This is a genomic window from Chroococcidiopsis sp. [FACHB-1243] (genome assembly GCF_014696895.1).
In the GTDB taxonomy this organism is placed as follows: domain Bacteria; phylum Cyanobacteriota; class Cyanobacteriia; order Cyanobacteriales; family Chroococcidiopsidaceae; genus Chroococcidiopsis.
In genome coordinates, this window is record NZ_JACJQX010000051.1 from 23,219 (window position 1) to 37,330 (window position 14,112).

At 43.2% G+C, this 14,112-nt stretch carries 14 protein-coding genes; 5 read left to right on the forward strand and 9 right to left on the reverse strand.

Features of this window, described 5'->3' with window-relative positions; all coding sequences use genetic code 11:
• Positions 1–52: 52 nt before the first annotated feature.
• From H6G17_RS27525 to H6G17_RS27535, 3 genes are all read left to right on the forward strand, one after another.
• Positions 53–916 (forward strand): DUF6671 family protein, encoded by an 864-nt coding sequence (locus H6G17_RS27525; protein ID WP_192161751.1) that lies wholly within the window; start codon positions 53–55, stop codon positions 914–916.
• A gap of 235 nt (positions 917–1,151) precedes the next feature.
• Positions 1,152–1,523, forward strand: coding sequence for a DUF4278 domain-containing protein (locus H6G17_RS27530; protein WP_192161752.1), 372 nt, complete (start codon positions 1,152–1,154; stop codon positions 1,521–1,523).
• A 113-nt stretch (positions 1,524–1,636) separates the two neighbouring features.
• Positions 1,637–2,356, forward strand: coding sequence for a TPM domain-containing protein (locus tag H6G17_RS27535; RefSeq protein ID WP_192161753.1), 720 nt, complete (start codon positions 1,637–1,639; stop codon positions 2,354–2,356).
• A 71-nt stretch (positions 2,357–2,427) separates the two neighbouring features.
• Here the strand turns inward: H6G17_RS27535 and H6G17_RS27540 are convergent, their stop codons facing one another.
• The 6 genes from H6G17_RS27540 to H6G17_RS27565 form a co-directional block, all read right to left on the reverse strand.
• On the reverse strand, positions 2,428–2,811 hold the full coding sequence (locus tag H6G17_RS27540) for a DUF4346 domain-containing protein (protein ID WP_015153356.1): 384 nt from the start codon (positions 2,809–2,811) through the stop codon (positions 2,428–2,430).
• Positions 2,812–2,893: 82 nt separating this feature from the next.
• Positions 2,894–4,045: a glycosyltransferase family 4 protein gene (locus H6G17_RS27545; RefSeq protein ID WP_192161754.1), complete on the reverse strand. Its 1,152-nt coding sequence runs from the start codon at positions 4,043–4,045 to the stop codon at positions 2,894–2,896.
• Positions 4,046–4,061: 16 nt separating this feature from the next.
• Positions 4,062–5,564: a glycosyltransferase gene (locus H6G17_RS27550; RefSeq protein ID WP_192161755.1), complete on the reverse strand. Its 1,503-nt coding sequence runs from the start codon at positions 5,562–5,564 to the stop codon at positions 4,062–4,064.
• A 70-nt stretch (positions 5,565–5,634) separates the two neighbouring features.
• A complete protein-coding gene (locus H6G17_RS27555) occupies positions 5,635–6,930 on the reverse strand; it encodes a polysaccharide ABC transporter ATP-binding protein (RefSeq protein WP_192161756.1) in 1,296 nt (431 codons plus the stop codon).
• Complete coding sequence (locus H6G17_RS27560; RefSeq protein WP_192161761.1) at positions 6,930–7,775, reverse strand: ABC transporter permease; 846 nt, start codon at positions 7,773–7,775, stop codon at positions 6,930–6,932. Before H6G17_RS27560 ends, H6G17_RS27555 begins: the two co-directional genes overlap by 1 nt.
• A 94-nt stretch (positions 7,776–7,869) precedes the next feature.
• Positions 7,870–8,943 carry a glycosyltransferase gene (locus H6G17_RS27565; RefSeq protein ID WP_192161757.1) on the reverse strand — a complete coding sequence of 358 codons (1,074 nt, stop codon included), beginning with the start codon at positions 8,941–8,943 and terminating at the stop codon, positions 7,870–7,872.
• A gap of 592 nt (positions 8,944–9,535) precedes the next feature.
• Between H6G17_RS27565 and H6G17_RS27570 the strand changes: the two genes are divergently transcribed.
• Positions 9,536–10,525, forward strand: coding sequence for a glycosyltransferase family 2 protein (locus tag H6G17_RS27570; RefSeq protein WP_192161758.1), 990 nt, complete (start codon positions 9,536–9,538; stop codon positions 10,523–10,525).
• A gap of 148 nt (positions 10,526–10,673) precedes the next feature.
• Positions 10,674–11,813 carry a UDP-galactopyranose mutase gene (gene glf / locus H6G17_RS27575; RefSeq protein WP_192161759.1) on the forward strand — a complete coding sequence of 380 codons (1,140 nt, stop codon included), beginning with the start codon at positions 10,674–10,676 and terminating at the stop codon, positions 11,811–11,813.
• On the opposite strand, the gene H6G17_RS27580 is transcribed toward glf, so the two are convergent.
• The 3 genes from H6G17_RS27580 to H6G17_RS33190 form a co-directional block, all read right to left on the reverse strand.
• Complete coding sequence (locus H6G17_RS27580) at positions 11,798–12,991, reverse strand: GNAT family N-acetyltransferase (RefSeq protein ID WP_192161760.1); 1,194 nt, start codon at positions 12,989–12,991, stop codon at positions 11,798–11,800. The two genes, glf and H6G17_RS27580, sit on opposite strands and share 16 nt — an antisense overlap.
• Before the next feature lie 108 nt (positions 12,992–13,099).
• A complete protein-coding gene (locus tag H6G17_RS27585) occupies positions 13,100–13,963 on the reverse strand; it encodes a RibD family protein (RefSeq protein ID WP_199317045.1) in 864 nt (287 codons plus the stop codon).
• Positions 13,915–14,112, reverse strand: a 198-nt coding sequence (locus H6G17_RS33190; protein WP_206757180.1) for a hypothetical protein, incomplete at its 5' end; no start/stop codon positions are given. The genes H6G17_RS33190 and H6G17_RS27585, both read right to left, overlap by 49 nt.

Sequence of the window (14,112 nt, forward strand, 5' to 3'; positions counted from 1 at the left end):
CATTGCCCACCATGAAATAGCAATAATTTCATGAATTTAATCAAACTGCTATATGCCAATTAATTCTTTATTTACAGGTCGCGTAGCAGTCATTGCTACTATGCACAAGAAAGAAAAAGCGATCGCCCCCATTTTAGAACCAGAATTGGGAGTGCAATGTGTAGTTCCAAATGACATTAACACAGATATGTTTGGTACGTTTACTCGCGATATTGCCAGACCAGCAGACCAAATTGCTACGGCTAAACTCAAAGCCAAAAAAGCTTTAGAAATAACAGGTGAAACAATTGCGATCGCTAGTGAAGGTTCCTTTGCACCCCATCCCGATCTACCTTTTATTTCGGCAAATCGAGAAATAGTCGTTTTCATCGATATGCTAAATCAATTAGAAATTGTCGGTCAGGAAATTTCCACAGAAACTAACTTTAATAGTCAATCAGTTAGAACGGTGGAAGAAGCCGAGTCTTTTGCTAATAAAATTGGCTTTCCCTCTCACGGTTTAGTTGTCATGCTCAGTTCTGACTCTCTAGAACGCACAGAAATTTTTAAAGGTATCAATACAGAAGAAAAATTAACAGAAATTGTCACTTTCGCCTTAAACAAATCCTCAACAGGGAAAGTGCATATCGAAACAGATATGCGGGCGCTATATAATCCAACTAGAATGCAGAATATTGCTAAAGCTACTAGAAATTTAATTCACAAAATCTCTCAAATATGTCCTAATTGTGCTTGTCCTGGCTTTGACGCGATCGCCCAACGTCGCGGATTACCCTGTGGATTATGCAATCTTCCCACATCTGCAATCCGCTCGGTAGTCTATCAGTGCCAAAAATGCAGTTTTCAACAAGAAAAACTATTTCCGCAGGGTGTTAAAGTAGCCGATCCGTCTCAATGTATATATTGCAATCCCTGAGCGAGTTATTCTAGATCGCAAGATCGCTCTACTCGCATCTTTTGTTACAAAAACAACAGCATCGTCAACTCGGAATCGGAATAGAATATATAACTATAACCAAGGATAGAAGACTAAAGCTTTAAGTTTTGTTAATAAATAAAATAAAAAACATTTAGCTATGCATTGGATTTTCCTTCTGCCGTTTATAACTTGTATAGCGTCTGGGTATCTCTGCAAGAAATCTGCTGATGAGATGGCTTACCTAACAGGAACAGCAGCAATTGTCAGCCTGATTTTAACCTTAGTTTTAGCTCCTTGGCAGATTCAACTGTCGATCCTGGGGATAACAATCTTTGGCACAAAAAAATTACTCTTAAAAAATCTCGCCAGAAGCGAGTCTAATTCGCTCGCCCAAAGCATAACTCAAAGCGATCGCCCTCAAATAGTGATTCCTAACATCTCCAGCGACAACGATGTCGTCGAAGTTAAAGGGATGTATCGCGGTGCGCCTTGGCTATCGAGCCAGGAAAAAACACCTGCACCACAGCCAGATCCCGCCAACCTCAAATATCGCGGTGCGAGTGCTGTACCTGAGCAGCAAGGGAGCAGAGGAGAAGAGAGCTGAGGGAGCAGGGGAGCAGAGAGGCTTCAGGTGCATTCAATTCACGCACCATTACCAATTACCAATTACCTTTTGTATAGTAATTTTAAATATATGTAAATTTTCAGGACGGGGAAATGAGATACTTACGCAGCAAAATAACTAGCAGTAGAAAATATCTGCAATCCTTAGTTTTCTCTTTGGGATTAGTTGTTCTCACGACATTAATGCTGCCATTTCCAGCGATCGCAACTAGCTTATACGAAATTCCTTCAGTCGCGCCAGGGGAGAAAACTTGGGTGATCGATCCGGCAAAAGCAATCAGTGCGATCAACGAAGGTAAGATTGGTAGCGAATTGGAAAAATTGGCAGAAACGACGGGAAATGAAGTTAGATTTGTCGCCATTCGCCGCCTCGACTATGGCGAGACTGCTCAGTCTTTTACCGATAAACTATTCGAGCAGTGGTTTCCCACCCCAGAAGCGCAAGCCAATCAAACTCTCGTCGTACTAGATACCCTGAGCAGTGGTACTGGAATCCGGGTAGGAGATAAAGCTAAGTCGCTGCTGACGGATGACATCGCCAAAAGCGTCATTACTCAAACTATTTTGTATCCTTTACGTGAAGGTGAAAAATACAATCAAGCGTTTCTCGATGCTAGCGATCGCCTCGTAGCTGTTTTATCTGGCGCACCCGATCCTGGCGCACCCGAACAGCTAGCAACTGATGTCGCTGTCGAAAGTACCTACAAAAACACCGAAGAAACTAAATCCAGCAACGCTACTGTTTGGGTAATTGGCTTTCTTGTGGCTGCGACGATTATTCCAATGGTGACTTATTATTTTTATATCAAGTAAGTGGTAACTGGTAGTTGGTAGTTGGTAATTGGTAGCTGCCTATTACCCATTACCCATTACCCATTATCAATTTAATCCTGAACGTATTCTTGCCCGTTGACTAAAGCGATCTCGGCGCGGACAAATTCTCGTCCCAGATAAGCGGCGTGATCTAAGTAAGTCACGGGACAAGTTTGTTCTTGCTCGAAAATTTCTACGCAAATTTCTTTTGCTGTTCTACCCCGATATAGTGTGGTGGAAGTTCGTTGAACTTTACCGCGTGCGGGGATAGGTTTACCCGTTTCAGGATCGACGGCTAAACCGCGATCGTCGATCGCATTGGTGTAATGCTTCGCACAAATTAACCCTGCTTCTCGATCCAGATAAATGATGAAATAGCCGCCTGGGTCAAGGTCAATATGACGCTTAGAAAGTTTATCATCAATTGCCGTTAAGTCTTCTAGCGTCCGCTCCATATCTCATCCCATCATTAACTATTTTTTGCCCTTAACTTAATTTTAAATCTTTCTTCTCTCTATGGTTTTTTCCAATATCTGCTTAAATCTCCAAGTTTTTGCCGCATAACTGTTTTAACAGCAAATATATTTCCTTGCCATAGCGTGCTGGAGTAAATTGCTCGGTAGCCCATTGTTGACCGTTTTCACCCATTTGTTTAGCTAACTCTGGGCGATCGCAAACATGTTTAATTTTCTGCGCTAGCTCTCGCTCGTCTTCCGCAGTATATAACAACCCATTAAATTCATCTCGAATTAACTCTTGCGTACCACCACTCCTCGTACCGATTATCGGCTTACCTGCCCGCATCCCTTCTACAGTCACCCTGCCAAAAGCCTCGCACTTAGAGCATACAAGTACGACATCTGCATTCTGCATCAAGGGAAAGGGATTGTCGGCATAGCCATAAAACTTAATATATTGCTCTATTTGGTTTTTTGTCACAAGATTTTCTAAATACTCTCGGTATTGAGGATCGCCATCGCCAACGATTAATAGCTCTACTCTTACGCCCATATGTACCAGTTGGGCAATAGCGCGGATCGCGTCTTCCTGTCTCTTTCCCTCCACCAATGCACCCACAATAATGCACCTAAAATTTGTTGTCGGAGGTAAGGCGATCGACTCGCCTGGAGTCACGTTGACTGCTTGATAAACCACTTTTAACTTTGTCGGCGCGATCCACTGCTCGTACTTTTGAGCTACAGCTTGAGAGTTGACGATACAAACCTGGGACAGCAAATCTACTAGTTTTAACGTAAGATTGCGACCGAGATCGAAAACTTGTCCGTGATCTTCGTAAACAAACTCGCGGATATGCCATACGTGGGGTTTTCTTGATAGAAATGCGGCAAAAGCACCAACGCCTATGGCAATAGTATTCGTGTAGACAACATCACATTGCCATGCTTGAATTTGAGCGGCGATTTGGAATGCTATGTGGTAGCTTCGCTTCAGCTTCCGCCATCGATCGCGTAAGGGATAATTTGTGGCTTCCAGCCAGCGTTCGTAGGGAATGACACGAACGGGAATATGGCGAAGACTCAATTCGTCAAACAACCGCCCCTGTGCGGGTAATAACACAAAACACTCGACTCCCAACTGCTGAAGCGAGTCTATAGTTTCCAGCAGCGATCGCGGTCCTCCCCGCATATCCGTGCCTGGACAGGCAGCAATGAAGCATACCTTCATCATCTATGTTTATCTAACCTCAGTTACCACAGCCAGCGTAAACTTCAATTAATTCTTGAAAATGTTGTTCTAGCGATCGCACCGTTCGCGCCTTTTGCCAAAACTCGGTTAATAAGTGCGGGTTCTCGCGAATAGTTGAGAGTTTCTGCTGAAAGTCTCCTTTTTTGCCTGGGTCGAAAATGAACGCCGGATGCCGCACAAATTCTTGCGCACCGCCTCGATTCGAGCAAAGTACGGGTACGCGACAAGCTAAAAGCTCATAGGTGACTTGCGGTAAATTATCTTCCCATAGTGGCGGGACAATTCCCAAGTGGATGCCATCTAAGATTTTGGGAAGATTTTCGTGAGAGTAACCGGGATGGTAAATTAATCGATGCAAAGACTGAGCTAAAGAGAGCAAGGGTCCTTTCTGCTGCATTGCCAAGTCTAACTCGGTGCGATCTGCGATTTTACTGGCGACAACGAGTTCTAACGTACTTAATTCTGCTGCTGACAGGCAACGTAATTCTTCCAATAAGAAGTAAAATCCTTTATCTTTTCTCGGTACTCCCATGTAGACGCAGCGAAAGGGTTGCCCTGGAGAGTATACTGCTGGGTTATGTGGCGGGACTGGAAACTGCGTGGCTTTACTACCAATGTATTGCGTACTCAACCGTGCCGGATCGACACCATAGTGCTGATAAATTGTAGCAGTGCGATCGGAAACGGACAGCGCTACATCAACATAACGGTTAATCAGAGAAACAATTTCCTGCCGTCGAAATTGATACGCCTCGGCTTGCTGAGGCAGATTTGCACCTTTAAGTTCTAGGGTTTTGAGCAAGGGCGATCGCGTCTGTACGACTAGCGGTCGTTGAATTTTGTAGAAAATGGCAACGAGTTTTTTCAACAAATTTATAGGTAGCGATCGCCCTTTCAAATCGAGGGAGTTGCCTAAAAATTCTAGTCTTCTCATTGCCAATTCTCGCTCTAAATTTGGCGGTATAGGTAAACAGGCAAGACAGGCTCGTCCGTCTAAATTATCGTCACAATGGCTCTGTTCTAACCGCCACAAATTAACTTGCGGACAAACAGCCCAATAATTATGCAAACTAAACACGACCTTAGCACCACTTTCTTTAGCTATTTTGAGGCAATTAGCGGTTATGCCCTCTAAATTATGAAAGTGAATGACAGAGAAAGGTGCTTGCATGTCTAAAAACTCTTGAAAGCATTTTTCCAGAGCGGGTTGTTTGACATTACCTAATGGATCGTCAAACGCGAAGTGAGAAGGGGCAATAATTGGTGAATTGACGAGTGAAAAAGTGGGTACGTGGGGATGATTTTGGTTGCGAATAGGTTGAATATGAGGGTGTTTTTTGAAGTAACTGTAATCGGTTCCAGAATACAAAAAAGTGACGTGCCAGTTATCTTTTTGAGTTGTAAAGTCAATTAAATTTTTACAGTAAACAGATACACCTCCCCCAGGAGCAGGTTTCTGAAAGTAGGCAGCCCAGTTATAATGAAGTACTCTATATGACATATTAAGTTTTCCTAATTAAAAACTGATAATTGAAAACCAATTATGTAGCAGCAAACGCTATTCTCAATCTTCACTCAGCGCGATCGCCATCAACAATTTGCCACGATCGCGGTTGATAAAACTTACATTGACTCATCGTCCCATCTGATTTAACGCTAAATCGAAAAGACTCAAATACATCAAAAGTATAGATAGAACTTTGTTTTAGTTTAACGCTCATAGTATAAGTTCCAGGGGCTAAACCTAAATAAGGCATTTGCAATTGAATTTCATGTTTTCCTGGTACAACTTCAAAGAACCTTTCATCATTTTCACCGCTTAAAAACAAAACTGCTCCCGTACCACCTTCGCCGCCTAATTCGGTAATTTTTAAATGCAATGTTACATTATCGAACTTTTGATGAGCTTTACAGCCTACACAGAAGGAAGCAGGTTCGCCACTTTTGAGCGACTCTAAAATCTTACTTTCAGCATCTCGAAAAAATAGATGAGTTATGTCTAAGCCAAAACTTTCATTTGCCGATTTTTCTGGCAAATACATGACTTGTGCAGTTGCTTTCTTACTGTCTAGAAACAAATCTTCTTCATACTTTTCGATAACTGTTTCCGTATCGCCAGACGCAATCAATTCACCCTTGACTAGGTAAATTGCCGAGTCGCACACGTTTAAAATTGCCTGGGGATTATGATTGACTAAAACAAAAGATGTTCCCTGCTGGCGTAGCTGGTGTAGTTTGCGATAACATTTTGCTTTAAATTTGATATCTCCTACAGCCAAGACTTCATCAATTAATAAGATTTCCGGTTCTGTATGAATTGCGCAGGCGAACCCTAACCGCGCTGCCATTCCCGAACTATAATTTTGGACTGGTGCGTCGATCGCATCCCAAATTTCAGCAAAGTCTATGACCTCTTGAAATCTGGCTGCGATTTCTTTGGTCGATAATCCTAAAATTGACATATTGGCATAGATGTTTTCTCGTCCCGTCAATAGCGGATTAAAACCTGCTCCTAAAGCAATCAGTGGAGCTACCCTACCCTTAAGTTTTACAGTGCCAATATCCGGTTTAATCAGACCGCTAATAATCCGTAATAGCGTACTTTTTCCAGCTCCATTTGCCCCAACTAAGCCTAATGCTTGCCCCCGACGCAGCTCGAAATTAACGTCTTTCAGCGCCCAAAATTCTTGGGTGCGCAGTGTTTCTGTTCTCTTCCCACCTATTAGCTCCGTGGTGATATCTCGGACACCATAAAATAGCGATCGCCTTAAGTCTCGACAAAACTTTTTTGAGACATTTTCTACCGAAATAACGACTTCAGAATCTTGAGATTGAATGGCAATTTCTCGATCTACTAATTCAGTCATTAGGAACTCACCCTTTCAATCACGAAAGGCATGGCGAGACGAAATGCCACCCAGGTCAATAATAAGCCAACTAGAGTCATTAGACTGGCGATCCAAAATCCCGCCGGGTCTGAGATAACTCCCGTCGTTGCTAGCTCCCGTATTGTTACGAGTAGAGGAGTTACAGGATTCAGCCGTACCAGAAATCCAAACGTTCCTTCGCCAGGAACGGGATAAACTACCGGAGTCAAGAACAGCCAAAACCCCGTAATCATAGTTAGTCCCTTTGATACATCCTGGTATAAAATTCCTAACGGCGCTAATAAAACACCGATAAATGTACCGAATAAAATCAAATGAATCAGCGCTACTGGAGCTAAAATTACCGTCCAACTCACCGGAACTCGAAACCAAATAAACAATCCTACAATTAAAATCAGCTTGATCGCGAAGTTGAAAAAGACCTCGCCCAACTTTGCCAAAATTATTGCTTCTCGCGGAAAATTCACCTTAGCTAGCATCGGCTTAGCTACTGTTACCGCTTGTACTGGACCGTTGAGCGCTTCCACAAAAGTTTGCCACAACGCCGTACTGAACATGACATAAGCTGGATATGGTAAATCTGTAGCTTCAACTGCGATCGCACCTGCATCACTTGCTAGCGTAAATCCTGCTGCCATCACAATCGGGGGCAAAAAAGCCCAAATTACACCCAGAAATGACTGACGGTACTGAGCGCTAATATCTCGTACCATCAGCCGCCATGCTAGTTCGCGAGAAGCGAGTAAGTCTCGTCCCATTTGCTTAAACAACTGAATCGGATGCCTTAATAAGCTTTCAGGCGTATACACCACTTCAAACGGCATCGGATTTGAATTGAGATTTCTCTTTTGCTTCAAGTAGTTTATCCTTCTTCCAAAGTTTGGTAGGGTTGGCAATGCCCACCCTACTGCTACCTTATTATGCTGATACTGGAGTTTTAGGCAACGACTTGGCAGGCTGCTGTTGCACTTCTTGCGGATGTTTGCGAGTATGGAGATCGGTGAGATAACGGTTCAGCCTTTTTTCGATCCGCACTAACATATTCTCTAGTCGAGTCTTGCCCCTGCCAAAGACATAATATTTATTCAGCAGCGGTCTAATGATAAATACCCTGCGTCTTCCAGTTAAATATTCCGACCAACTGCGATACCAATTTTGGTGGTATTTGTCCTCGGTCAGATTCCACTTTTCGCGCAGGCGGTTTAAGCTAGTCGTACCCCAAGCATCGCTCCAGCGTACCATGTAGAAAGGAATTTCGGACAATTCCAATGGCATCCCATTAATGTAGGTGACGAGGGATGTTGGCTCTAAGTAGATGGAACCCCCAGCCTCAAATACGGCTACACAAAAATCTACATGTTCCTTTGTATTCATCATCGCGGGGTCGAGCTGACCGCCAATTTTTTCAATTATCGCCGTGCGCACCAACATGCAATGAAACTCTGCCAAACCAGTTGGCTGTCGTTGTAGGAAGTCACCTAAATCTGCTACGCGCTTACCTTGCTTGTAAATTTTATCGTGCAAACGCCGAGTCGGGCGATCGCCTTTGTTTTCTTCAATGACCGCAGATTCTCCACCTGCACAATGTACGATTTCGTGTAAAGCTTGACCTTGGCACACGAGGGGACTAACTACCGCAGCTCCCGTCTCCTCAGCGCATCGAACCAAATTGTTCAACCAATTTGGGGCAACGACAACATCGTTATCCATGAAGACAACGTATTCTGTATTAACCTGGTCTAAGCCTATATTTCTAGCATAATTTGGTGAAGGGTAATAATCGGTACGAATCAGTTGAAAATTTTTCTCGCGGGCTTGAACTGCTAAGTAATCTCGGATACGCGCAGGGGAGCCACCATCTACGTAAATCAACTTGAAAGGGATCGTTGTATTCTCATAAATACTTTCAAGGGACTTTTGAGTTAAACTGAAACGTTCGCGTGGTACGACTACGATAGTGACTTGTGGTTCTGCCATCTTTGATACGTCCATTTACAACCCTGTTATCTATAAAAAATCAATCGTTTACAAGTCTGTCTACTTGCAAATACTTACACAAGATTGCAGAATTAGGCTACTTACACCAATACCATACGCTAATCCTTACTAGTATCATCAGTCTACTAGTTATGAAGAGGCATGTACATAATAGTAATTCATAAAACATTTACACAATACAGAGGTTTTATGAAGCATGGATGAATGTTTCATGAGAGTTTTTTCATAATTAGTCACAGTGTTATCCACTATACAAATGTCAACGCCGCTTCTACCAAAAGTAGTATATCCTTGGGAGAAGTTGCGGTGTACGATTTGTCATTTGAAGGATGAATTTGCATACTACATAAGTAGCAACGAATATATTCGATTGTTTTTGACTAGATTTTTGGTGTTTGCCCAGTATTGTTGCAGAAATTGCTATTATGCTGCTAGTCTGTTTTCTAAAGAGTTGAATCCTACCTATTGTCTGTCGTCTTGTGAGGGATTATCTCTTAGCAATCGCTCGTATTTAGACTTTTATCTTTCCTCTAGCTTCGATCGATTAGAAAATTTCAAATCAACTTATAGAAACTAGGAACTGACAATGGTTGAAGCAACAATCGCTGTTGTAGTCGTCACCTATAACCGAAAGAAACTTTTAATAGAATGCCTAGACGCAATACTTGCTGGAACGCGCTTGCCAGACAAAATTATCCTTGTAGACAATGGGTCTACTGATGATACACCTGATTTTTTAAAGGCAGAAGGATATCTGACAAATCAACTCATTGATTACATCCGCTTGCCAGAAAATACGGGCGGCGCAGGTGGATTTTATCAAGGTGTAAAGTATGGATATGAAGCAGGTTACGATTGGCTGTGGTTGATGGATGACGATGCCGAACCTGAAATAGATGCTTTAGAAAAGCTCAGTCAATATCTAGATGAACCTGATGTCAGTGCTTTAGCAAATCTCAAAATAGACTTAGAAGGTGAGATATTGCATCCCCATCTAGGGTTTTTCGATCGCCAGACTCATCAGAATGATTTTGATTTTGATATCGAGATTCATCGAAAGATAGAAGACAATTTAGTCAAAAATCATCGGGCTTTAGAAATAGCTTTTAGTTCTTTTGTTGGCATACTAGTCAGTAAAAAAGCAATTGAAAAAATAGGATTTCCCAATAAAGAATTTTTTATTAGAGGCGACGATTTAGAGTATTGCCTTAGATTGAATAACGTAGGAAAAATATTGCTAATTACTGATAGTGTTATTCTTCATAAAGAAGCCTCCGACCAAGGAGCGATCGTCAAGAGTTTCTTCGGTAAAGCCTCATTTAGAACCAATTACAGCAGAATATGGTTGACTTATTTTGAAACTAGAAATGCAATTTGGTTAAGAAAAAACTATGCTAGTAAAACGAGATTTTATTTTAGAACGATTAAATACTATTGTCGCTCTTTAATTGCTATTTTACTCTTTGACGATCGCAAATTTAAGCGCCTAAAATTTCTTACTGAAGCTTATCAGGATGGTCTCAAGGGATATTTTGATAATAATAAACCCAAACTTTTATATGAAGACAAGCTTTGATGTTTTGGTCAAATGAAAAAAAAATTACGCGCGTTATAAGTAAGGTATCAAACTCAGTACTCGAACAATAATTCCTGAAACAAGCTTTTATTTAGCGATTCATGCTTTTCGTAGATGACTCGAAAAAATCGAAATAAGGAGTGCTTGAATGTTCGATTACTTAATAGTGGGAGCGGGATTTGCTGGCAGCGTCCTGGCTGAAAGGTTAGCAAGTCAGTTGGGAAAAAAAATTCTGATTATCGATACGCGATCGCACATCGGCGGAAATGCTTACGATTGTTATAACGAAGCAGGTATCCTCATACATCGGTACGGTCCCCATATATTTCACACCAACTCTCGCGAAGTTTTCGAGTATCTTTCACAATTTACTCAATGGCGTTCTTACGAACACCGCGTTCTTGCCAGTGTTGACGGACAACTCGTGCCAATTCCCATCAATCTCGACACGATTAACCGACTTTACGGACTCAATTTAACCTCATTCCAGCTAGAAGAGTTTTTCGCTTCGGTGGCTGAGCCTAAAGAGCGTATCATAACTTCTGAAGATGTAGTAGTCAATAAAGTAGGCAGGGAACTCTACGAAAAATTCTTCCGCAACTACACGCGCAAGCAATGGGACATCGATCCATCCGAACTCGATAGGTCGGTGACTGCCCGCGTACCGACTCGCACAAACCGCGACAATCGCTATTTTACGGATACATATCAAGCAATGCCCCTGCATGGCTATACTCGAATGTTCGAGAATATGCTATCTCACCCGAATATCAAAATCATGCTCCAAACTGACTATCGGGAAATTGTGGGGACGATACCGTATCGCGAGATGATTTATACAGGTCCAATCGATTTATTCTTCGATTACCGTTACGGCAAGCTTCCTTACCGCTCTTTGGAATTTCAGCACGAAACCGTGAATACGCCCGTGCATCAGCCAGTTGCCGTAGTTAACTATCCTAACGAACACTTGTATACGCGAGTTACAGAATTCAAATACCTCACCGGACAAGAGCATCCCAAAACGAGTATTGTCTACGAGTACCCACGCGCCGAAGGCGATCCATATTATCCCGTACCGCGATCGGAAAATACTGCACTTTACAAAAAATATCAGGCACTAGCTGACGCAACTTCCGGGGTGCATTTTGTCGGCAGGTTGGCGACTTACAAGTATTACAACATGGATCAAGTCGTCGCTCAGGCTTTAACAATCTACAAAAAGCTCAAGGAAACTGGAAATAGACAATCGCCGGAACTATCAGCCACCTGTTACGTATCTCGCTGATTGTAGGGTAATTCAGCGTTGATTACCTCGATTTCTTGCCGTTCTAACTCATTGACCTCACGAATGTAGGAAGTTAAAATTTGCGCCAACCGTCGATGATAAAACCGATGTAAGCTGTGATTGACACTAGCAGGGAAACCGCGCCGTTTTTTATGCCTTCCGCCCGCGCCAGGATCGAAAGTTTGAATCCCATTGGCGATCGCCCATTCAATCGGCTTGTAGTAGCAAGCCTCGAAGTGCAAGCAATCGATTTCTTGAAAACTGCCCCAATAACGACCGTAGAGGCGATCGCCCTTCGTTAAACAAAATGACATGCCCATCGGCTGTCGCTTATCTCCTGCTCGATCTCCTACATGGTAAGCCGCCACAAACAACACGCGATGGCGATAATGGGCGTGTAACTGCTCGAAAAACTTCTTGGTCAAATACTTGCTACCCCACCAGCCGAATTTATCACAGGTATCGGCATAAAAATGATACATTTGCGGAAATAAAGACTTATGGATCTCATCTCCCGTATGAGTCACCAACTCTAAGCCTGCATTTGCTACGGCTTTGCGTTCGCGCTTAATGTTGCGGCGTTGGTTGGCGTTGAAGACTCCGAGATAATCGTCAAAAGTGGCAAAATCTCGGTTTTGCCAGACATAGCTGTGGTGCAACCACGTCATAAATCCGTGTCGTTCTAATGTGGGTCGCCATGCAGGATCGACATAGAGAAAATGACACCCAGAAATACTGTGGCGATCGCAAAAATGGTCGATTGCACTCACCATCAGCGCCGTCATTTCATCTTCATCTTCCCCTGGCGCAATCAAAAATCGATAGCCTTCAGCAGGGGTAAAAGGTGTCATGCCTAAGAGTTTTGGATAATACTCTACACCGATCCGTTGTGCCAGATCTGCCCATTGGTGGTCGAAGACAAACTCACCCTGGCTGTGACCTTTCAGGTACATGGGAGCGGCTGCAACCAGCGTGCGATCGCGCCATATTGTTAAATGATTCGGCAACCATCCAGCCCTCGCCGTAGCACTACCAGAAGTTTCTAGATTATTCAACCACTCCCACTCCAAAAACGGAGTTGCTAGAGGTAATGCCAAAGCATCCCATGCCGACTGAGGAATTTCAGCAATTTTGTTCGTCCAAGCAACAGAATATTGCGGTTTAAGTTGTTCCACCATTGTTAGGGAGTAGGGAGCAGTAAGTAGTGGAAATACAAATGACAAATGACCAATGACCAATGACCAATGACCAATGACAACTAGCCACTGTTACTTAAGTTAATCTAACTATTGCGATCGTTGCAGGCGATAGTGGAGAAATACTTCTTGTGCTTCAACTTGAGCTGATAATAGTTCCAGTCGCGGCGCTAAATTTTCTGGGAAACCCATCCCTGCTACTGGGCTAGGGGCGTTTGTTCCCCCTAAAAGTAAAGGACAGACAGTCAACCACATCTCATCGATTAAATCGACTGCTAGCATCGCCGCCACCAACTCACCCCCACCGAGAACGGCTAAGCGTTTGATTCCTAAAGAGAATAACTGTTCTAAAGCAAATGTCCAGTCGATTGTTGGTAGTTGGTAGTTGGTAGTTGGGTGGTGAGTAGTGAGTGGTGAGTGAGGTTTGGTTCTCCTCTGCTCCTCTGCTTCCTTGTCCCCCTTGTCTCTCTTGTCCCCCTTGTCTCCCTTGTCTTCCTTGTCCCCATTTTGAATTTTGAATTTTGAATTTTGAATTTTGTCTCCGACTCCCTGCTCCCCCACAATCACTTTCTCAAATTCCGATCGCCCCTGCCAAGACTTTGCCCCAGCCGCAGATGTGAGCAACCAACGAGGTACGGGTTGGCGAAAAAATCGCCACTGAGGATCGATCTTGGCACTAGCAGAAGCGAGAATCTGAATTGGTTGTGATTTTTGATGATTTTGTAGTCTTTGATGCAGTAATTTGGCACTAGTTACGCTTAAGGTTGTGCCGTAAGCGCGAAGCGTACCAGCCCCAAATAGTGTGGCATCGGCAGCAGCTATTTGTTGTTCGAGATGGAATCGATCGCGCTGGGAGGAAAAGCGAGCAGGCGATCGCCTCGCATCGGCAATCTTACCATCGGCACTCATTGCCAAGATAACTGTTGTATGGGGACGACTTCGAGATCGATCCACGAGCTGCTACCTAGTTTTAAACGATCGAGCGCGTTGGCAACCATACAGTAAGTAAGTAGACAGGAAAATTTACAAGTATGTAACAAAAAATTAATTAGACTGATTCGAGTGAAATTTAACACGCCTGGTACTATAGTTTCCTCTTTCTC

Coding starts and splice junctions, on each gene's coding strand:
- glf (WP_192161759.1), top strand. CDS start 10,674: ATGTTCGATTACTTAATAGTGGGAGCGGGATTTGCTGGCAGCGTCCTG.
- H6G17_RS27555 (WP_192161756.1), bottom strand. CDS start 6,930: ATGACTGAATTAGTAGATCGAGAAATTGCCATTCAATCTCAAGATTCT.
- H6G17_RS27540 (WP_015153356.1), bottom strand. CDS start 2,811: ATGGAGCGGACGCTAGAAGACTTAACGGCAATTGATGATAAACTTTCT.
- H6G17_RS27560 (WP_192161761.1), bottom strand. CDS start 7,775: ATGCCGTTTGAAGTGGTGTATACGCCTGAAAGCTTATTAAGGCATCCG.
- H6G17_RS27530 (WP_192161752.1), top strand. CDS start 1,152: ATGGCTTACCTAACAGGAACAGCAGCAATTGTCAGCCTGATTTTAACC.
- H6G17_RS27535 (WP_192161753.1), top strand. CDS start 1,637: ATGAGATACTTACGCAGCAAAATAACTAGCAGTAGAAAATATCTGCAA.
- H6G17_RS27545 (WP_192161754.1), bottom strand. CDS start 4,045: ATGATGAAGGTATGCTTCATTGCTGCCTGTCCAGGCACGGATATGCGG.
- H6G17_RS27550 (WP_192161755.1), bottom strand. CDS start 5,564: ATGTCATATAGAGTACTTCATTATAACTGGGCTGCCTACTTTCAGAAA.
- H6G17_RS27580 (WP_192161760.1), bottom strand. CDS start 12,991: ATGGTGGAACAACTTAAACCGCAATATTCTGTTGCTTGGACGAACAAA.
- H6G17_RS27565 (WP_192161757.1), bottom strand. CDS start 8,943: ATGGACGTATCAAAGATGGCAGAACCACAAGTCACTATCGTAGTCGTA.
- H6G17_RS27570 (WP_192161758.1), top strand. CDS start 9,536: ATGGTTGAAGCAACAATCGCTGTTGTAGTCGTCACCTATAACCGAAAG.
- H6G17_RS27525 (WP_192161751.1), top strand. CDS start 53: ATGCCAATTAATTCTTTATTTACAGGTCGCGTAGCAGTCATTGCTACT.